Source organism: Pseudomonas sp. PONIH3 (assembly GCF_002934345.1).
Lineage (GTDB): Bacteria > Pseudomonadota > Gammaproteobacteria > Pseudomonadales > Pseudomonadaceae > Aquipseudomonas > Aquipseudomonas soli.
The window spans coordinates 680,928-699,308 of sequence record NZ_CP026386.1 but is presented as its reverse complement, the minus strand read 5'-3'; the positions used below and the strand labels follow the sequence as shown (position 1 = coordinate 699,308).

At 63.5% G+C, this 18,381-nt stretch carries 18 protein-coding genes; 8 read left to right on the top strand and 10 right to left on the bottom strand.

Annotated features, from left to right (window positions below):
* Positions 1 to 64 precede the first annotated feature (64 nt).
* Positions 65 to 1,423: a glutamine synthetase family protein gene (locus tag C3F42_RS03075; protein ID WP_104443949.1), complete on the bottom strand. Its 1,359-nt coding sequence runs from the start codon at positions 1,421 to 1,423 to the stop codon at positions 65 to 67.
* Positions 1,424 to 1,586: 163 nt separating this feature from the next.
* Here C3F42_RS03075 and C3F42_RS03070 point away from each other — a divergent pair, with 163 nt between their 5' ends.
* On the top strand, positions 1,587 to 2,483 hold the full coding sequence (locus C3F42_RS03070; RefSeq protein ID WP_023631636.1) for a helix-turn-helix domain-containing protein: 897 nt from the start codon (positions 1,587 to 1,589) through the stop codon (positions 2,481 to 2,483).
* Positions 2,484 to 2,570: 87 nt separating this feature from the next.
* Here C3F42_RS03070 and C3F42_RS03065 read toward each other — a convergent pair whose 3' ends face one another.
* Complete coding sequence (locus C3F42_RS03065; protein ID WP_104443948.1) at positions 2,571 to 3,956, bottom strand: aldehyde dehydrogenase family protein; 1,386 nt, start codon at positions 3,954 to 3,956, stop codon at positions 2,571 to 2,573.
* A gap of 105 nt (positions 3,957 to 4,061) precedes the next feature.
* On the opposite strand from C3F42_RS03065, the gene C3F42_RS03060 reads away from it, so the two are divergent.
* From C3F42_RS03060 to C3F42_RS03050, 3 genes are all read left to right on the top strand, one after another.
* Complete coding sequence (locus C3F42_RS03060) at positions 4,062 to 4,937, top strand: LysR family transcriptional regulator (protein ID WP_094011262.1); 876 nt, start codon at positions 4,062 to 4,064, stop codon at positions 4,935 to 4,937.
* A 101-nt stretch (positions 4,938 to 5,038) separates the two neighbouring features.
* Complete coding sequence (locus C3F42_RS03055; protein WP_104443947.1) at positions 5,039 to 5,482, top strand: hypothetical protein; 444 nt, start codon at positions 5,039 to 5,041, stop codon at positions 5,480 to 5,482.
* A 291-nt stretch (positions 5,483 to 5,773) separates the two neighbouring features.
* Complete coding sequence (locus C3F42_RS03050; protein ID WP_031314880.1) at positions 5,774 to 6,295, top strand: acyloxyacyl hydrolase; 522 nt, start codon at positions 5,774 to 5,776, stop codon at positions 6,293 to 6,295.
* 73 nt (positions 6,296 to 6,368) lie between these two features.
* On the opposite strand, the gene C3F42_RS03045 is transcribed toward C3F42_RS03050, so the two are convergent.
* Both C3F42_RS03045 and C3F42_RS03040 read right to left on the bottom strand, forming a co-directional pair.
* Positions 6,369 to 7,259, bottom strand: coding sequence for a universal stress protein (locus tag C3F42_RS03045; protein WP_094011236.1), 891 nt, complete (start codon positions 7,257 to 7,259; stop codon positions 6,369 to 6,371).
* An 83-nt stretch (positions 7,260 to 7,342) separates the two neighbouring features.
* Positions 7,343 to 9,343, bottom strand: coding sequence for a U32 family peptidase (locus tag C3F42_RS03040; protein WP_104443946.1), 2,001 nt, complete (start codon positions 9,341 to 9,343; stop codon positions 7,343 to 7,345).
* Between the two features lie 199 nt (positions 9,344 to 9,542).
* Between C3F42_RS03040 and C3F42_RS03035 the strand changes: the two genes are divergently transcribed.
* Entirely contained in the window at positions 9,543 to 10,385 is an 843-nt protein-coding gene (locus C3F42_RS03035; protein WP_104443945.1) for an RHS repeat-associated core domain-containing protein, read from the top strand.
* 104 nt (positions 10,386 to 10,489) lie between these two features.
* Here C3F42_RS03035 and C3F42_RS03030 read toward each other — a convergent pair whose 3' ends face one another.
* Complete coding sequence (locus C3F42_RS03030) at positions 10,490 to 10,870, bottom strand: RidA family protein (RefSeq protein WP_046855763.1); 381 nt, start codon at positions 10,868 to 10,870, stop codon at positions 10,490 to 10,492.
* 168 nt (positions 10,871 to 11,038) lie between these two features.
* Between C3F42_RS03030 and C3F42_RS03025 the strand changes: the two genes are divergently transcribed.
* A complete protein-coding gene (locus tag C3F42_RS03025; protein ID WP_289678355.1) occupies positions 11,039 to 11,734 on the top strand; it encodes a tRNA (adenine(22)-N(1))-methyltransferase TrmK in 696 nt (231 codons plus the stop codon).
* 6 nt (positions 11,735 to 11,740) lie between these two features.
* On the opposite strand, the gene C3F42_RS03020 is transcribed toward C3F42_RS03025, so the two are convergent.
* A complete protein-coding gene (locus C3F42_RS03020) occupies positions 11,741 to 13,045 on the bottom strand; it encodes an MFS transporter (protein ID WP_104443943.1) in 1,305 nt (434 codons plus the stop codon).
* A 100-nt stretch (positions 13,046 to 13,145) separates the two neighbouring features.
* Entirely contained in the window at positions 13,146 to 13,391 is a 246-nt protein-coding gene (locus C3F42_RS03015) for a DUF2790 domain-containing protein (RefSeq protein ID WP_104443942.1), read from the bottom strand.
* 115 nt (positions 13,392 to 13,506) lie between these two features.
* Here C3F42_RS03015 and C3F42_RS03010 point away from each other — a divergent pair, with 115 nt between their 5' ends.
* Positions 13,507 to 14,439 carry a LysR family transcriptional regulator gene (locus tag C3F42_RS03010; RefSeq protein ID WP_104443941.1) on the top strand — a complete coding sequence of 311 codons (933 nt, stop codon included), beginning with the start codon at positions 13,507 to 13,509 and terminating at the stop codon, positions 14,437 to 14,439.
* A gap of 19 nt (positions 14,440 to 14,458) precedes the next feature.
* Here C3F42_RS03010 and C3F42_RS03005 read toward each other — a convergent pair whose 3' ends face one another.
* The 3 genes from C3F42_RS03005 to C3F42_RS02995 form a co-directional block, all read right to left on the bottom strand.
* A complete protein-coding gene (locus tag C3F42_RS03005) occupies positions 14,459 to 14,767 on the bottom strand; it encodes a hypothetical protein (RefSeq protein WP_023631738.1) in 309 nt (102 codons plus the stop codon).
* Positions 14,768 to 14,859: 92 nt separating this feature from the next.
* A complete protein-coding gene (locus C3F42_RS03000) occupies positions 14,860 to 16,164 on the bottom strand; it encodes an MFS transporter (protein ID WP_094011241.1) in 1,305 nt (434 codons plus the stop codon).
* Between the two features lie 297 nt (positions 16,165 to 16,461).
* On the bottom strand, positions 16,462 to 17,127 hold the full coding sequence (locus tag C3F42_RS02995; RefSeq protein ID WP_104443940.1) for a bifunctional 2-polyprenyl-6-hydroxyphenol methylase/3-demethylubiquinol 3-O-methyltransferase UbiG: 666 nt from the start codon (positions 17,125 to 17,127) through the stop codon (positions 16,462 to 16,464).
* Between the two features lie 96 nt (positions 17,128 to 17,223).
* Here C3F42_RS02995 and C3F42_RS02990 point away from each other — a divergent pair, with 96 nt between their 5' ends.
* The gene (locus tag C3F42_RS02990) at positions 17,224 to 17,976 is read left to right on the top strand and encodes a methyltransferase domain-containing protein (protein ID WP_104443939.1); all 753 of its coding nucleotides are present in this window, start codon (positions 17,224 to 17,226) and stop codon (positions 17,974 to 17,976) included.
* Positions 17,977 to 18,381 lie beyond the last annotated feature (405 nt).

Below are 18,381 nucleotides of genomic sequence, written 5' to 3'. Positions count from 1 at the left end.
CACCTCGTTGGTCTTGTTCTTGGAGTTCGGTGGTGTAGGGGCTGCTGTGCAGCCCCAAAGCGGATCACACGCTGAGCAGCAGGAATTCGCGCTCCCACGAGCTGATCACGCGCTTGAAGTTCTCGTGTTCGGCGCGCTTGACCGCGACGTAGCCCTGGACGAACTGCTGCCCGAGGTACTGCTGCACCTTTTCGCAGTCTTCCATGTGCTGCAACGCGTCCTCGATGGTGATCGGCAGGCGCAGGTTGCGCCGCTCATAGGCGCGGCCCTGTACCGGGGCGCTGGGCTCGAGTTTCTCGACCATGCCGATGTAACCGCACAACAGGCTCGCGGCGATGGCCAGGTAGGGGTTGGCGTCGGCGCCGGGCAAACGGTTTTCCACGCGCATCGCTTCGGGGCTCGAGGTTGGCACGCGCAGGCCGGCGGTACGGTTTTCCTCACCCCATTCGACGTTCACCGGCGCCGAGGTGTCGGGCAGGAAGCGGCGGAACGAGTTGACGTTCGGCGCGAACATCGGCAGCAGCTTGGGGATGTACTTCTGCAGGCCGCCGATATGGTGCAGGAACAGCTCGCTCATGCTGCCGTTGTCATTGGCGAAGATCGGCTTGCCGGTGGCGATGTCGACCACGCTCTGGTGCAGGTGCATGGCGCTGCCCGGCTCGTCGGTGATCGGCTTGGCCATGAAGGTGGCGGTGACGTTGTGCTTGAGCGCCGCCTCGCGCATCGTGCGCTTGAATACGGTGATCTGGTCGGCCAGGTCCAGAGCGTCGCCGTGGCGGAAGTTGATCTCCATCTGCGCCGGGCCGTCTTCATGGATCAGCGTGTCGAGGTCCAGGCCCTGGATTTCGCACCAGTCGTAGACGTCCTCGAACAACGGGTCGAATTCGTTGGCGGCATCGATGGAAAACGACTGACGGCCACTTTCGGCGCGGCCCGAACGGCCCAGCGGCACTTGCAGCGGCAGGTCAGGGTCCTCGCAGCGCTGGGTCAGGTAGAACTCCATCTCCGGCGCGACGATCGGCTGCCAGCCCTTGTCGGCATACAGCTTGAGGACTTTCTTCAGCACGTTGCGCGGCGACAGCTCGATCGGGTTGCCCTGCTTGTCGAAGGTGTCGTGGATGACGATCGCGGTCGGTTCGATGGCCCAGGGGATCTGGTACACCGCCGTGGGGTCGGGGCGGCAGACCATGTCGATGTCGGCGGCGTCGAGCAGGCTGTAGTAGATGTCGTCATCGACATAGTCGCCAGTGACAGTCTGCAGCAGCACGCTTTCGGGCAGGCGCATGCCGCGCTCGTGGAGGAACTTGGCGGTCGGGGCGATCTTGCCGCGAGCGATGCCGGTCAGGTCGCTGATCACGCATTCGACTTCGGTGATCCGGTGTTCTTTCAGCCAGGTGGACAGCTGATCGAAGGGGGCGTTCATACAAACCTCTTGGTTGGGTAGTTGTGGTGGGACGCAAGGCGTTGAGTGCCGAGGGCACTTCCCACAGGTGACGCTGAGGACTATCTTGGTCGCTGCGCCCCAGGGCGATCTATCCACTTTCTTCGGCAACGAATGCACCAAAAGAGTGCAACTAGGACAGCGCGTGACAACGCCAACCGCCTTGCAGGTCCAGCATTACCGCACCACCGATGTGACCGAACAGACCCGCGCCACCCCCGGCTGGCAGCAGCAATACCGACAGATGTCCCCCGGGCATTTCAACGGTCAGTTGCGCTGGCTGGGCCTTGATGGCGTGGAGGTGTACGAAGAGCGCCTGAACACCCGGGTCGAGCAGTTCTTTCGCGCCCCCAGCGGCGCCCTGGCGTTCTGCTTCGACCGCAGCGAAAACAGCCTCTACCTGCTCAATGAAGACAGCCGCAATATCTGGATCACCCCGGAGAACTACCAGGAGGTGGCGGTGGTGTTCGAGCAGCCGTTTTTGGCCAGCCACGGCCTCGACCTGGAACGCCTGCGCGGCTTGTTCATGGTGCCGTTGACCTGCCAGCAGAACGCCTTGTTCGGCAACTGGCTGAGTGCCACGCTCACCCAGCTGGGCCAGGCCGATTGCCCGCTGGAGGGCGGGGCGTTGCGCGAGCAGTTGCTGGAGGACTGCCTGTTCATCCTCGACAACGCCGGGCAGCATCTGCAGGGGGATGCGCTGGGGCGGCGCGACGAGGAGCGGGCGATCATGCGTCGGGTCAGCGAGTGGGCCGCCGACTGCCCTGACGAAACCCTCAACCTGCTGCAGCTGGCCAAGGTCGCCGGGGTTTCCGTGCGTCAGTTGCAGCAAGCCTTCAAGGGTTTCACCAACCTGCCACCGGCGCATTGGTTGCGCCTGCGTCGCCTGAACGGCGCGCGGCGTGACCTGCTGGTGGGTGACGCAACCGTGGCCGAGGTGGCGATGCGCTGGTCGTTCTGGCACCTGGGGCGGTTTTCCGAAAGCTACCGGCAGCTGTTTCGCGAACTGCCGAGCGAGACGCTTCGGCGCTGCAAGAGCTGATGGAAGTCGAGCCCTTCGTGGGTGAAAATCTGCGCCCGTTGCCTCAGCTTGCTTGCCCCTGCCTGGTTGCAGGGGCAAGCTGGCAGATCAGTTGCGATCCAGCCATACCGTCTGGGCATTGGTGAACTCGCGCACGCCGAAGTGCGACAGCTCGCGGCCAAAGCCACTTTTCTTCACGCCACCGAACGCCACACGGGGGTCGGATGCGCAGTAGCCGTTGATGAACACGCCGCCGGTGTCCAGCACGGCGGTCATGCGCTCGGCCAAGGCATAGTCGGCGGTGTAGATGGTCGCGGCCAGGCCGAATTCGCTGTCGTTGGCCAGCGCCACGGCGTGGTCGGCGTCGCGGGCGCTGATGATCGCCGCCACCGGGCCGAACAGCTCCTGCTTGAACGCGGTCATGTCCGGGGTGACGTTAGCGAATACTGTTGGTTCGTAGAAGTTGGCCGCGCCTTCGACCTTCTTACCCCCCAGCAGCAGGGTGGCGCCTTCGGCGAGGGTCGCCTGGACCTGCCCGTCGAGTTCATCGCGCAGGTCGTAGCGGGCCATCGGGCCGATGTAGGTGGCGTCGTCCAGCGGATTGCCCAAGGTCAACGCACGGGTGGCCTCGACGAACTTGTGGGTGAACGCCTCGACAATGCTTTCTTCGACAATCAGGCGCTTGGCGGCGGCGCAGACTTGGCCGGTGTTCTGGTAGCGACCGATCACGGCGGCCTTCACCGCGGCATCGAGGTCGGCATCGGCCAGTACGATGAACGGATCGGAGCCGCCCAGCTCCAGCACGCACTTCTTCAGCGCCGCGCCCGCTTGCGCACCGATGGCCATGCCGGCGCGCACGCTGCCGGTCAGGGTGATGGCGGCGATGCGCGGGTCGTTGATGGCGCGGGTGACGCCGTCCGGAGTGACATTGAGCACCTCGAACACGCCTTCAGGCAGACCGGCGCGTTTGAACAGGTCGGCCAGCAGGTAGGCGCTGCCCATCACGTTGGGCGCGTGCTTGAGCACGTAGGTGTTGCCCGCCAGCAGCGCCGGCACCGCGCCGCGCAGCACTTGCCAGACCGGGAAGTTCCACGGCATCACGGCGAGGATCGGGCCCAGCGGTCGGTATTCGATACGGGCCTTGTCGATCTGGGTCGGCTCCGGCGCCAGCATGGCCGGGCCATGTTCGGCGTACCACTGGCACAGGCCGACACACTTGCTGACTTCACCGCGGGCCTGGCTGATCGGCTTGCCGATCTCGCGGGCGATCATCTGCGCGAAGGCCTCGGCGTTGGCTTGCAGGGCCTGCCCGAGCGCGACCAGGTACTCGCTGCGCTGACCCAGCGACACTTGGCGCCACTGGCTGTAGCCTGCCTTGGCGCGTTGCAGCGCCGCGTCCAGTGCGGCGTCGGTGTCGAAGGCGTAATGGCCGATCCGTTCGCCGCTGTAGGGGTCGACGGAGATGGCGTGGGTCAGGCTGCTGATCTCGCTCATGGCAGGACTCTCATTGTTCTGATGGGGTGAGCGCAGACTAGTGGTGGCGCGCTTTAATGAAAACTGAATAATAATGAGCGAAACATTCACGTTTGGAGAATGACTGTGGACCTGGTGCAACTCGAGATGTTCAAGGCCGTGGCCGAGCACGGCAGCATCAGCGCCGCCGCCCAGCAGATCCATCGGGTGCCGTCGAACCTGACCACCCGTATCAAGCAATTGGAGGAGGACCTGGGCGTCGAGCTGTTCATCCGTGAGAAGAGCCGCCTGCGCCTGTCGCCGGCCGGCTGGAACTTCCTCGAGTACACCCGGCGTATCCTCGACCTGGTACACGAGGCGCGCCTGACCGTGGCGGGGGAGGACCCGCAGGGCACTTTTGCCCTTGGTTCGCTGGAAAGCACTGCCGCAGTACGTATCCCGGCCTTGCTGGCGGCCTACAACCAGCGTTATCCGAAGGTCGACCTGGACCTGTCCACCGGGCCGTCGGGGACCATGCTCGAAGGGGTGTTGTCCGGGCGCCTGGTGGCGGCTTTCGTCGATGGACCGGTGCTGCACCCGACGCTGGAAGGCATGCCGGTGTTCGAGGAGGAGATGATGGTCATCGCGCCGCTCAACCACCCGCCCGTGACCCGTGCCCGTGACGTCAATGGCTCGAGCATCTACGCTTTTCGCGCCAACTGCTCGTACCGCCACCACTTCGAAAGCTGGTTCGTCCATGACCAGGCGGTGCCGGGCAAGATCCACGAGATGGAGTCTTACCACGGCATGCTCGCCTGCGTCAGTGCAGGCGCAGGCCTGGCGATGCTGCCGCGCAGCATGCTCGACAACATGCCGGGGTGCAGCACGGTCAGTGCCTGGCCGATGGCCGAGGACTTCCGCTATCTCAAGACTTGGCTGGTGTGGCGGCGGGGCACGGTGTCGCGCAGCTTGAGCATGTTCATCAAGTTGCTCGAAGAACGTCGTGAGCTGCCCTCGGCTTGAAGGGCAGCGTCACCCGGATTAACGGTGCGTCGACAGGCGAACCCGAGCCGCGGAAAGCCCTCCAAACTGTGTAGACCATCCCATGGAGGGAGGAATGCACCATGCGCACTCATCATTACGGCCTTTGCGCCGCGCTGTTGCTGACACTGGCCATGCCTTGGAGCCTCGCAGCGGCCACCGGCCTGAATACCCCCATCGATCCGCAGGGCGTGCAATTGCAGCCCCAGCAACAGAACGGCATACGTTATCTGCAGGGCGGTATCGGCCAGGATGAAGCCGATGCCCTGCGCCGCACCCCCGGCTACGATCTGCACATCACCCTCTCGACCGGTGCCGAAGGCAAGTTTCAGAGTGGTGCCACGGTGGATATACAGTCGGTCCAAGGGCAGTCAGTACTGATGTTGCAGGATGTCGGCCCGTTGATCTTCGTGCAATTGCCCACTGGGCAATACCGTGTGGTCGGCAATGCCGAGGGCCAGACGGTGCAGCAGCAGGTGCTGGTGGACGGCAAGGCACCGGTGCGGGTTGATCTCAACTGGCGGTAAGGTTCCTGTCCCAGGGCGAGTGACGCCCAGGCAAGGTTGATAGCTGGTAAAGCACGAGGAGGCGGAATATGGCTGCACCAATGGCAAGCGCCTAATGTCCCTTAGCCAATAGTGGCAAATCACTTCCCACTCTCAGTACATTCTGGCAATAATCAAAGAAGTATTACCGCTTGTAACCCTTGTATAGTCTGGGGTTGCCAACGCAGGAAGAACGAGAGGCTTAGCCTCCATTGACGCAGGGACGCGCATTTCGCGGCCCTGCCCGTGAAGACCATCAGGAGAAAGTCATTGATGAAAACCCGTCTCGCCACAACGTTGGCCGCGGCCGTGCTGGCGTTCGCCGGCGCCAACCTGGCCCAGGCCGCACAGGTGTCCGCTGCCGTGGGTGCTACCGGCCAAGGCGATATGACCTACCGCATCGGCCTGTCCTTCGACTGGGACAAGAAATGGCTTGAGAGCGGCACCGGCCATCTGACCGGATACTGGGATGCAGCCTACACCTACTGGGAAGGCGGTGAGGCCAGTGGGGCCCATTCGCTGTCGATCAGCCCGGTGTTCGTCTATGAATTCAGTGGCTTCACCTACACCCCGTTCATCGAGGCGGGTATCGGCCTGGCGGCGTTCTCCAAGACCGACGTGGGCGACCAGCGCCTGGGCTCGTCGGTGAACTTCGAGGACCGGATCGGTTTTGGCCTCAAGTTGCCGGCGGAGCAGAAGGTCGGCATTCGCGCCATTCATTATTCCAATGCCGGGCTTAAACAGCCAAACGACGGGATCGAGTCGTACTCGCTGTTCTACAGCAAGGCGTTCTGAGTTCCCGCAGGCTACTGATTGTAGGGCGAGCCTGCTCCCGCACTGTGGGAGCAGGTTTGCCCCACGATGGCATTCAGCGCACAGCCTTTATCGCCAGCACATTACACAGCGGATGCTCCAACACATGCGCTGTGGTGCCACCGAGAAACGCCTGCAACGCATCGTGACGGTGGTTACCCATGACGATCACATCGACCCGATGGGTGGCGATGTAGTGGGTGATCGCCTTGACCGCCGGCCCTTCGAGGAAGTGGCGGCGTTCCAGGTCGATCTGGTAGTGATCGCCCAGGCGGTTGAATGCCGCGCGCTGGGCCGTGCGCAGGCTGGTGTCGAAGCCGGGCATGGTCACGGTGCCGGCGCCGAAGTCGGCGATATGGCTCCTGGTCGCATCGCACACATGCAACAGATGCAGCTCAGCGTTGCACTGCAGGGCCAGGGCATGAGCGCTGCGGAATACCGCATCGTCCAGGTGCTCGCCGGCGCCATGGCTGTTGAGGTCGACCGCCGCGGCGATCTGTCGGGGCAGGGGCAGGCGGATATCGCTGACCAGGTGCACCGCCACCGGGCTGTCCTTGAGCAGTTGCCAGTCCAGCGGAGTGACCAGCAGGCGCTTGAGGATGGGTTCGTGCTGCACGTCCTTGACCAGCAGGTCGCAGCCCAGCCGCTCGACCTGTTCAAGCACGCTGCCCAGTGGATCACGGCTCAGCAGCAGTTCGGTAGAGACATCCAGGCCGGCATTACGCAGTTGCTCGGCCTCGTCGGCCAGCCATTGGCGGTTGTCCTCGAGCAGGCGCTCGCGCTCACGGCTGTCGCTCATCAGGCCGAAGGTGTCGATATCGTCGACGAAAACGTTGAGGTCCAGCAGGGCCCCACTGGACTCGGCCAGCGCCGCGGCGCGCTGCAGGGCAGGCGTATGGCGCATCTGCGGGCCGAGCATGACCAACAATCGCTTGAACTGGCTCATCTCACACCTCCACGTGTGGCTGCCCCCTGTTCAGTCTAGACCCGCCGCCGGTGACGTCCGCTGGAGCGACGACGGGTCATGCCTCAGTGCGGCGCGCGCGGGATGGTCTTGAGCAGGTCTTCCGGGCTGATGTGTCCGACCACCTGGGCCACCGCGCTACCTGGGGTCGGCAGGTCGATGATATGGCTCTTCATCTTGCCGATCACATGCATCTCGCAGGGTTTGCAGTCGAACTTCAGGGTGAGCACTTCATCGCCCTGGATCAGTTGCATCGGCGCCACCTTGGTGCGCACGCCGGTCACACCCTTGGCCTGCTTGGGGCACAGGTTGAAGGAGAAGCGCAGGCAGTGCTTGGTGATCATCACCGGCACTTCGCCGTGCTCCTCATGGGCCTCGTACGCCGCATCGATGAGTTGCACACCATGGCGATGGTAGAAGTCGCGGGCCTTCTGGTTGTAGACGTTGGCCAGGAACGACAGGTGCGACTCTGGGTACACCGGCGGTGGCGTGGTCTCGGCCTTACGCCCGCCACGGGGATGGGCCTTGATCCGCGCTTCTGTCAGTGCCTCGATGGCCTCGCGACGCAGCGCCTTGAGCTGCGAGTTGGGAATGAAGAACGCCTGGGGCGCATCGATTTCGATGGCGTCGGCGTGGTACATCGTGGTGCCCAACTGGCCGAGCAGGTCGTGCAGTTGCTCGAGCGCCTGTTCCGGCTTGTTGGCGGTACCGAACGGACCGTCCAGCGCGACCTGCACGCTGACCCCTTCCTCGCTGCCGAGGGTCAGCAGCAAACGCTGCTCACGCAGCACGGCATGCCATTCGACAGCCACCCGGCGCTCGGACGACGTACGCTGCAACGCCTGTTGCCAGTTGTGGTCGAGGTTGCGCGAAAGCGGATGGTTTGGGCGTAGCTTGTACAAGCCCTCGGGCATCTCGTTGGGCTCGACTCGGTAGCGGTAGCGCTTCTGGCCGTCCTCCTCGGATTCGCTTCTCAGCTCGGCGATGTTGGCGCGGAAGCCCACCACCTCGCGTTTGACCAGCACGTTGAGGCCGTCGCCGTTGGTCAGCGGGACATCGGTGGTCACCAGCAGGTCGCGCTTGCCGACTTTCTCGACCACGCCCACTGGCAGGCCAGTGAAGGTTGGAGAGTCGAAGGCGCCGATGTCGATCTTGCGGTCGCTGACGAAGTAGTCGGTGCTGCCACGGTGGAAGGTTTTGTCCGGGTCTGGCACGAAGAAGTGTTCGGTGCGGCCACTGGAGGCGCGAGCCAGCTCGGGGCGGTCCTCGAGGATGGCGTCGAGCTCCTTGCGGTAGTGGGCGGTGATGTTCTTCACATAGCCCATGTCCTTGTAACGACCTTCGATCTTGAACGAGCGCACACCGGCATCGACCAGGTCGCGCAGGTTGGCGGTCTGGTTGTTGTCCTTCATCGACAGCAGGTGCTTCTCGAAAGCGACCACGCGTCCCTGGTCGTCCTTGAGGGTATACGGCAGGCGGCAGGCCTGGGAGCAATCGCCGCGATTCGCACTACGCCCGGTCTGGGCGTGGGAGATGTTGCATTGGCCGGAGAAGGCCACGCACAGCGCGCCATGGATGAAGAACTCGATGGCGGCGTCGGTCTCGGCGGCGATGCTGCGGATCTGCTGCAGGTTCAGCTCGCGGGCCAGCACCAGCTGGGAAAAGCCGGCCTGGTCGAGGAACTTGGCCCGCTCCAGGGTGCGGATATCGGTTTGGGTGCTGGCATGCAGCTCGATCGGCGGGATATCCAGCTCCATCACCCCCAGGTCCTGCACGATCAGTGCATCGACACCGGCATCGTATAGCTGGTGGATCAGCTTGCGTGCTGACTCCAGCTCGTTGTCGTGGAGGATGGTATTGATGGTGGTGAACACGCGGGCATGGTAGCGCCGGGCGAACTCGACCAGCTCGGCGATATCGCTGACCTCGTTGCAGGCGTTGTGGCGCGCGCCGAAGCTCGGGCCGCCGATATAGATGGCGTCGGCGCCGTGCAGGATCGCCTCGCGGGCGATGCTCACGTCACGGGCAGGGCTGAGCAGTTCCAGGTGGTGCTTTGGAAGGGACATGTCGTTATAGGTTCGGGCTGTCACGGTAAGGCGGGCATTGTAGCGGTGAAATGGAGTGGCAGCATCTTTAACTGATGAATCCGCCTGGCCAGGTGCGACTACCGGGTTCGATAGCGCAGTACACCTGGTAATTCTGTCAGTGTTGCCCACGGCGCATCGCTGTTAACGTCAAACGATACCGACCGGCCGCGAGGGCGCCATGGTTCACACACATCTGAGCAGGGCCGACAGACAGCTGTCAGTGCTTGGCGATACCAGGGCCTATCCGCCCTATGGGGCGTTGACCCTGGTAATCGGACATCGATTGGCTTATTGCGGGCAGATGCGCGAACCGGGGACAGGTACTTATCACCTGGGAAACGGGCATCGGGTTTTCAATCCGCGGTTGATGCGTTTCTGCTCATCTGACCGGTTGAGTCCGTTCGGCAAAGGCGGGATAAATACCTATGCCTACTGTCAGGGAGATCCGGTTAATTATCATGATCGTGATGGGAGAGCCCCCACTGTTTCAAGCGTGACACCTGCTCTGGATTCGACTGCTACTTCGAGTTGGTCGTGGTTGTTTGAAGTGAAGAATTTGCAATTTGCCTTGCCCATCATGGAAGCGTCGACGGCTACTAGACTGCCAAAGCATATAGAATCGACAATGAGTATAGTTGAATACGCTGTGGTCAAAAAACGACTGATTAAAAATTCTCCGGAGGACGCTAGTAGTTTGCCGGACGTTTCGAAGTGGGATGTGTTAAAGCTTGGCGTGGCGGCAGCGACAAGTGCGGGGGCTTACTTTGCGGCTTATATTAGTTTGGCGGCTTCGTATAATGACGCGCGCGCTGGAGGCCAGAATAAAAACATTTCGGATGAGCAAAAGTCCGAGATACTCATAGGTGGTGTACTTGCTGCAGCGATTTCGTATTATTCTGATAAATCTGTCAAGGGGATAGGGAAGAAGTATGACGGGTATCTTACTCGAGCGAAAAACATAGAAATCAGGCGGTTGGGCGGGCCGGATCAACTCTTGGTTAATCATGGTAGCGGGGGGTGATGAAACCTGAGTTTGTCAGTAAGTAACCGTTCCAGATGGATCCTTGATTATGGTCATCCCCGCAGTCGAAGCCGAGCAGGCTACGCTGCGGGAACTGGCGCACCTCAGCCCTTGGCCGCCATCGCCGTTACCTCGACCCGCATTCCCTCAAACGCCAGGGAAGCCACACCCACTGCAGCCCGCACCGGCCATGGTTTTTTGAAGAACCGCTGGTACACCTCGTTGAACGCCGCCCGGTCGGCCATGTCAGTCAGGTAGATGGTCAGGTGCAACACCCGGTCCATCGAGCTGCCGGCGCGCTCCAGGGCAACTTTCAAAGCCTGCAGGGTACATTCGCACTGGGTGGTGATGTCGCCCAGCTCGAGGCTGCCGTCGGCCTGCACGGGGATCTGGGTGCTGACCAGGATGCCGTTGTACTCGGCAACGTCCGAGGAGATCGAGTCGGCGTCCGGGTCGGGGGTGTAGATGATGTCGCTGTGTGCCATGAGGTTTCGCCTTGCAACGGAAGGAAACCGCCAAGCCTACGCGAGCGGGCAGGGCAGGTCGAGGCAGGACGGTCGGTCGCGGGCATTTGAAATACCTGGCCGGGACCGGCAGAATCGCGCTCCACCCGGCCACAGGCGCCGGGCCCTGGTCGTGAAAAGAGGCTTTTGTTGAACGAACACACATTGTCCATGCGCCTGGAGCGCGTGGCAGCCCATGTGCCGGCGGGCGCGCGCCTGGCCGATATCGGCTCGGACCATGGCTACCTGCCGGTGGCGCTGGCGCGTCGGGGCGCGATTATCGCGGCCGTGGCCGGCGAAGTGGCGCTGACGCCGTACCAGGCCGCGCAGCGCACCGTGCGCGACAACGGCCTGGAAGACCGCATCACCGTGCGCCATGCCAGTGGCCTGGCAGCCATCGTGCCAAATGATGGCATCACCGCAGTCAGTATCTGCGGCATGGGCGGCGAGACCATTCGCGACATCCTCGAGGCCGGCAAGCAACTCCTGGGCGGTCATGAGCGCTTGGTCCTGCAACCCAACGGCGGTGAACAGGCACTGCGCCATTGGCTGATGGACAACGACTATAGGATCATCTGCGAGGAAGTGCTGCGGGAAAACCGTTTCGACTACGAAATCATCGTCGCCGAACGTGCCGAGTCGGTCAGCTACAGCGCCGAGCAGCTGTACTTCGGCCCACTGCTGATGCAGGCACGCAGCCCGGCGTTCCTGTTCAAGTGGCAACGCATGCTGCGTCAGAAACACCAGACCCTGGCCAACTTCGCCCGGGCGCGCCAGCCAGTGCCCGAGGAAAAGGTGCGCGATATCACCCGTCAGGCGCAGTGGATTACCGAGTTGCTGGCGTGAAGCGCCTCACCTTGGATTGACTACGCTGGCTGGCACCTTCAGCACCAGCACGGCGCCCATTACGATGGCCACGGCCAGTACCTGCAAGGCCAGGCCCGGGTTGGCGGTGCTGTCGCGCATCCAGCCGATCAGGTAAGGCGCGGCGAACGAGGCGATACTGCCGAACGAGCTGATCATGGCGATACCGGCGGCCTGGGCGCCGCCCGCGAGGAACGCCGGCGGCAGTTGCCAGAACATCGGCAGCGCGGCGCTGGCGCCCATGCCGGCGACCACCAGCCCGCTCATCACCAGCCAGGCGTCGTCCGGCGCCCATCCGGCCAGGGCGATGCCGGCGGCGGCCATCAGCAACGGCCCGCACAGATGCCAGCGGCGTTCGCGGTGACGGTCGGACGAGCGGCCGCAGCCGAGCATGAACAGGCATCCGGCCAGATAAGGGATGGCGCTGAGCAGGCCGACCTGGCCATCGCTGCCGATGCCGGCGCCGTGAATCAGGCTGGGCATCCAGAAGGCCAGGGTGTTGACTGCCAGCATCACCGCGAAATAGATCGTCACCAGCAACCAGGCATGGGCGTCGCTCAGCAGCCCGCGCATCGAGTCGATCGGCTTGTGCCGTTCCTCGCGGGCCATTTCCTCGCGCATTGCACGCTTCTGATCGGCGGTGAGCCAAGCCACCTGCTCGAAGTTGTCCGGCAGGGCCTTGAGCACCACCAGCCCTAGCAACACCACCGGTAGCCCCTCGATCAGGAACATCCACTGCCAGCCCCTCATGCCGCCCTGATCGTGAAACGCCTGCAGGATGCCGCCGGACAACGGCCCGCCGACCACCCCGGCCAAGGGCACTGCGATGGCGAACAACGCGGTGATCTGGGCACGGCGCCGGGCCGGGTACCAGCGGTTGAGCACTACGAGGATGCCAGGGAAGAAACCAGCTTCGGCCACCCCCAACAGAAAGCGCAGCGTGTAGAACCCGGCAGCGTCCTGTACCCACATCATGGCGGTGGACAACAATCCCCAGACCACCATCAAGGTGGCGATCCAGCGCCGCGGGCCGACCCGCTCCAGGGCCAGGTTGCTGGGCACGCCGAACAGCGCATAGGCGATGAAGAACAGGCCGGCGCCCAGGCCGTAGACAGTGTCGGAAAAGCCGAGGTCGGCGCTCATCTGCATCTTGGCGAAGCCGATGTTGATGCGGTCCAGGTGGGCGAACAGGTAGCACACCAGCAACAGCGGCATCAGACGCCAGGTGATGCGGGCGTGGGTTGCGTCGCAGGCGCGCACGGACGGCGCCGTGGAGGTATCGATCGTATTCATGGTCCGGGACGTTCTTGTTGTTGTCCCGGCAGATCATGCGGCGCCGTATGAGACGGGCAAATGCACTTTCAGCAAGATGGCTGGTATTTTTGCCACGGGGTTATAGCTGCGAGCAGTTGCCCATCTGGCGGTAGTCGACTTCGCGGGTCTGGCCCTGATGGTCGACGTAGACCATGTGCGCGGTGCCAACTTGGCAATCGGCGTCGTTGCTGGCCGGAGTAATCGAAACGACCTTGGCGATGTCCAGCGGCATGCCGTATTCGTAGGTGCTGGGGCTGTTGTCAGCGAAGGCGCCGAACGAGGCGAGAGTGGCGCTGAGGGCGAGCAGGGCAATCGAACTTTTCATGACAGGTACCTCATTCATTGCGGATAGCTAATGATCCATTCATTTGTGTTTCACAATAAATGGGCTATCCCGTGATAGATTCCTGCCTTTCATGTATGAATGAGAGTGCCTGCCCATGGACATGCTGCATGCGATGCGTACCTTCGCCCGGGTAGTGGAGTGCGGCAGTTTCGCCGGCGCGGCCCAGGCCCTGGATATTTCCGCCGCGCAGGTGTCGCGAATCGTCGCCGAGCTCGAGAATCAGCTGCAGACCCGCCTGTTGCACCGCACCACCCGGCGCCTGCGCATGAGCGAGGCGGGCGAGCGCTTTCTCGAGCGCACCCGGCAGATCATGCTGCTCACCGAAGAGGCGGTGGACGAGGCGCGCGGCGCCCACCTCACGCCCCGTGGCCGCCTGCGCTTCCACTGTAGCCATGGCCTGGGGCTGTTGATGATGCCGCTGGTGGCGCGCTACAACGCCACATGCCCGGAAGTGGTGATGGAACTGACTCTGTCACAGCGCAACCCAGACCCGCTGGCCGAGGGGCATGACGTAGTGATCACCATCGGCCAGGGCCTGCCGGACTCGCAACTGATCGCCATCCCGCTGGGTAGCATCCACAGCATCCTGTGCGCCTCCCCGGATTACCTTGCCCGCCACGGTATACCCGAGCGCCCCGAGGATTTGCACAGACACGTCTGCTTGCGCACCGTGGACCCGCTGTTCGAGGAGGACTGGTCGTTCGAAGGCCAACCCGACAATTGCGTGATCGTGCCCCAGGACACTTTCCTCACCAACGTCGCGGACGCCATGCTCAAGGCCACCGAGTTGGGCATGGGGGTCGGCCTGCTGCCCTACTACTCGGCGAGTCAAGCCATGCAGGAGGGGCGCCTGTGCCGCTTGCTGGCGCCGCATCGGCTGCGCCAGCGCGAGATCTATGCGATCTATCCGTCACGGCATTACCTGGACGCCAAGGTGCGTACCTGGCTGGACTTTCTCAAGGAGCAGCTGCCGTTGTTGTTTGCCGAGCACCAGCGCGTGGTGGACGAGCCTCGATACTGGCGGTGAAGGCCGTTCGCTTCGCGGGTCACCGGCTGTCCTGATCTTCGGCGCTGCCACCTGAAGCCCCGGCGCCGCTGCCGGTGGCTTCGCCGGTACTGTTGGAGCCGCCAGCGGCACCGTCGGCGGCGTCAGAGTCGGTACCGGTGTCACTGCTGTCGTTATCCTTGCCACCGGGGGTGTTTACGCTGCTGCCTTCACCGGCGGTCTTGCCTTGCTCGGTAGTGTGCTCTTTGTGCGTGCCGCTGCCGTTCATGTCGGTGGCCGCGAGGGCGAGGGGGGCGGTGCTGCCCAGCATCAGGGCCAGCAGCAAGGCGAGGGGACGTGGATTGACCATGGTGAATCTCCTGTCGGATGACTGTCATGGTTGGGCTATCACGGCGGCGCCAAGGTGCCCGTCAAGCGACGGACGGTCCTTGGCGTCAGGCGTCAGTGGGCGTCAGGACGAGGCGCCTGTTGGCCCGGCATGACATCCATCGCTTCCAGCGTCGGGTGCTCCTGCGCCGCGTGCATCAGGTCTTCGGTCACCCGCAGCTCCGCGCCGGTCGGCGAGAAGGTGGCGGTCGGCGCGAACGGCGCCGGGTGCTCCGGTGCCGGGCGCTTGCCGCGACGCCACAGGAAGAACCCGACCATGACCAGGTTGATCACGGCGAAGGCCCAGAACAGCCCGACTTCGCCGTAGGCGGTCATCATCGGCGAAATGGCCAGCGGGGCCATGGCCGAGCCCAGCGAGTTGATCAGCAGCAGCCCCTGGATCATCGGCACCAGCGCGTCGGCCGGAGCACGGTCGGCGGCGCTGCTGACAGCCACCGGGTACAGCGCGAACACGCCGCCGCCGAGCAGGAACAGCAGCGCCGGCAGCAGCACGGTATCGGCTGGCAGCAGCACAATCAATACCGACAGCACGGTACACAGGGCGGCCAGGGCGATCAGCACGTCCTGGCGATCCTTGCGGTCGGACCAGCGCCCGACCGGATATTGCAGCAGCATGGCTCCGAGGATCACCCAGGCCATCATGTCGCCGGTCTCGCCGACGTCCAGGCCGATGCGTTGCAGGTACAGCGGCAGCAAGGCATAGATGCCGGCGATGGCGACCCCCGAGCCGAAGCAGCCGACCAGCCCGGTCGGCGCCACGCCCAACAGTTGCCGCGGTTTGAGCGGCTCGACCTGATCCAGCAGTGGCGATACCCGGGGCAGGATCACGATCGGCAGCACCGACAGCGTGGCGAGCATGCCGGCGACCATGAACGGCGCGGTCTCGCCCCAGCCAGTGACCTCGCCCAAGGCGGCCTGGGCGATTACCCCCGCGCCATAGAAGGCGATCATGTACAGCGCCAGCAGGCGCCCACGGATCTTCGCGTCACCGGCCAGCAGCAGCCAACTCTCGATCACCAGGAACACGCCGACCGCCGCCCAGCCGTTGATCAGCCGCAGTACGAACCACCAGGTGGTGTCGTAGAACAGGCCTTGCAGCAGGATGGTCGCGCCGATCAAGGCGGCGAAACTGCTGTAGGCGCGGATGTGGCCGATGCGCAAGATCAGCCGGTCGTTGAAGATCGCGCCCAGGGTCAGGCCGATGAAGTAGGCCGACGACACCACGCCGATCATGGTCGCCGATTCGCCGGCGGCGCCCAGGCGCAGGGTGGTCAGGGAAGACAGCACGCCATTGCCCAGGGCAATGATGAACAGGCCGAGCAGGGGTGCCAGCGCCATCGCCAGCAAACGCACAGACATAGTTACCTCAAGGTTGAAAAGAGCTCAGAAGCACCTTTTCGGCTGCACGTGGCGGACAGCGACGTACAGTGCGGCCTGGGCGGGATGCGAGCTTGGCAAGAGTCAACCGCGGGGCCTGTTGGGTGAAGGCCTGGCGGGGCGGTTGAGCCTGTGGCACATGCGCGATGTGTGAGGCACGGACGCGGTCTTTGCGGGGGCTTGCCACCGGTTGGGGCGACGGGCGAAAAGGAGGCGGGATTTTAAGGCCTGTACAGGATTTGCCAAGAGGGAAAAGGCTGCGACGAGAGGCCGCAGGGGTCAGGCTGTGTTGCGCGCGACCAGCAGCAGGGATTGCGGCACCTGGCTCTGCGGATGTTGCGGCTCCTGCAGTTCGACCAGGTTGAAACCCGCCAGCTCCAGTGCCTTCAGCCAGCTGCCGAGGGTGCGGAAGTACCATGGCATCGGGCGCCAGTCGCCGGCGAACCCGACGAATGACTCCTCGCGCCAGCCATCCTGGTAAATGCCGGCGGCTGCCGTCCAGGGGTGCAGTGTCTGGATCAGCAGTGTGCCGTCGGGCCGCAGCAGATCCCGCATGGTGATGAGCAGGGGAATGATGTCTTGCTGCAGCAGGGAGAAGTTGGCGCAGATCAGCTCATGATCGTGGCCGATGCCCGGCACGCCTGCGATCACTTGTTCGTAGCTGGCCAGGTGGACCTGCGCCGAACCCGCTTCCCGTGCGGCGGCGACCAGGGTCGCATCGCCATCCACTCCGACCGCTTCGATGCCCCTTGCGGCCAATGCACGGAGCAGCCAACCCTCGCCGCAGCCCATATCCAGCACCCGACAGGGCTGGCGGCCGAGCACGGCCAGGAGTATCGCCTGATCGGTGACCTGGCGGCGGGACTCGATGGCGCCGGAGCGAACGGCTTCGATCCAGGCCTGGGCGTTGTGCTGCCAGCTGTCCAGCAGTGGGTCGGTAACCATGGTAATGCTCGGGGTCTAGGGTGGCTGTAGCATAAACCAGTCTTGTGCGCGTGCCCCTTTGCTCTGCACACTGGCGCTTCTGGGAAGGAGCATGGCATGGCACTTGCGAAAGCGGATTTCACCACGCGCCTGCTGGTTGACGCGGGTATCGGCCCCGGCATGCGCGTGCTCGATGTCGGGTGTGGCAGTGGCGATGTTAGCTGGCTGCTGGCCGGCCTGGTAGGTGACGACGGCGCGGTGGTGGGTATCGACCGGGCGGCTGGCGCCCTGGAGATCGCGCGCCAGCGTGAAAGCCGCAAAGGGGCGGCGGTACCTGAGTTCGTGGCTGCCGAACTGTGCGCGTTGCCCGCGACCCTGGGGTTGTTCGACGCCATCGTCGGACGGCGGGTGCTGATGTACCAGGCGGATCCGGTCAAGGCATTGCGCGCGTTGGCTCGGCACCTGCTGCCTGGCGGGCTGATGATCTTCCAGGAGCATGATGGCAGCATGGCCGCGCCGAGCCAGGCGTCATTCCCGTTGCACCACAGGGCCCAGCAATGGTTGAGGCGCATGCTTGCCCATGAGGGGGCGGACCTGCAGATCGGCTTCAACCTGCACCGTGTGTTCAGCGAGGCGGGGCTGACGGTCGAGGACCTGCGTGCCGAATGCCTGGTGCAGACGCCCGACAACGCCTACCCGCTGGGTGAGATCATCCGCGCTTGCCTGCCGCGGATCATCGCCAATGGCGTGGCCACGGCGCGGCAGGTTGGGATCGACACATTGCAGGCGCGGTTGGATGTCGAGCGGCGGCGGTCGCAGGATATCTATATCGGCGATGTCGCCTTCGGTATTTGTGCGCGCAAGCGGTGAGTCATGTAGTTAACTTGCGCGAGGTGTATGTGGTGTTGAGTTAATGTGGTGGCTGAAGTATTTTTTAATACTAAATTTCCAAGCAAAAAATCTGTACTTCTTGCTCTTGCTCTTGCTCTGCTTTTGCTTCTATATGCGCGATAGTTCAGGCGACACAAATTGCGACTTCAGGAGGCCGAACGCAGGTCTTGCGGAGGGAGGTGACGGGCATGGATGCCCGTCAAGCGCTGCGCCCCAGGATGGGGCGTTCAGCGCGGTCCTCCCGGGAGCAAGGCCGGAGTGAGGGGACCCCGGAGCGAAGCGTAGGGGCCGGATGAATGGAGCGAGGATTTTTTGGTTCCTTTTTGATCCTTCAAAAAGGGACCCGCCGTAAGGGCGGAAAGGTGATTGTGCGTCACCATCGTA

Bases quoted from the DNA above. Each gene is read 5' to 3' on its own strand.
- C3F42_RS03075 (WP_104443949.1), bottom strand. From the start codon at position 1,423: ATGAACGCCCCCTTCGATCAGCTGTCCACCTGGCTGAAAGAACACCGG.
- C3F42_RS03065 (WP_104443948.1), bottom strand. From the start codon at position 3,956: ATGAGCGAGATCAGCAGCCTGACCCACGCCATCTCCGTCGACCCCTAC.
- C3F42_RS03055 (WP_104443947.1), top strand. From the start codon at position 5,039: ATGCGCACTCATCATTACGGCCTTTGCGCCGCGCTGTTGCTGACACTG.
- C3F42_RS03050 (WP_031314880.1), top strand. From the start codon at position 5,774: ATGAAAACCCGTCTCGCCACAACGTTGGCCGCGGCCGTGCTGGCGTTC.
- C3F42_RS03045 (WP_094011236.1), bottom strand. From the start codon at position 7,259: ATGAGCCAGTTCAAGCGATTGTTGGTCATGCTCGGCCCGCAGATGCGC.
- C3F42_RS03040 (WP_104443946.1), bottom strand. From the start codon at position 9,343: ATGTCCCTTCCAAAGCACCACCTGGAACTGCTCAGCCCTGCCCGTGAC.
- C3F42_RS03035 (WP_104443945.1), top strand. From the start codon at position 9,543: ATGGTTCACACACATCTGAGCAGGGCCGACAGACAGCTGTCAGTGCTT.
- C3F42_RS03030 (WP_046855763.1), bottom strand. From the start codon at position 10,870: ATGGCACACAGCGACATCATCTACACCCCCGACCCGGACGCCGACTCG.
- C3F42_RS03020 (WP_104443943.1), bottom strand. From the start codon at position 13,045: ATGAATACGATCGATACCTCCACGGCGCCGTCCGTGCGCGCCTGCGAC.
- C3F42_RS03015 (WP_104443942.1), bottom strand. From the start codon at position 13,391: ATGAAAAGTTCGATTGCCCTGCTCGCCCTCAGCGCCACTCTCGCCTCG.
- C3F42_RS03010 (WP_104443941.1), top strand. From the start codon at position 13,507: ATGGACATGCTGCATGCGATGCGTACCTTCGCCCGGGTAGTGGAGTGC.
- C3F42_RS03005 (WP_023631738.1), bottom strand. From the start codon at position 14,767: ATGGTCAATCCACGTCCCCTCGCCTTGCTGCTGGCCCTGATGCTGGGC.
- C3F42_RS03000 (WP_094011241.1), bottom strand. From the start codon at position 16,164: ATGTCTGTGCGTTTGCTGGCGATGGCGCTGGCACCCCTGCTCGGCCTG.
- C3F42_RS02995 (WP_104443940.1), bottom strand. From the start codon at position 17,127: ATGGTTACCGACCCACTGCTGGACAGCTGGCAGCACAACGCCCAGGCC.
- C3F42_RS02990 (WP_104443939.1), top strand. From the start codon at position 17,224: ATGGCACTTGCGAAAGCGGATTTCACCACGCGCCTGCTGGTTGACGCG.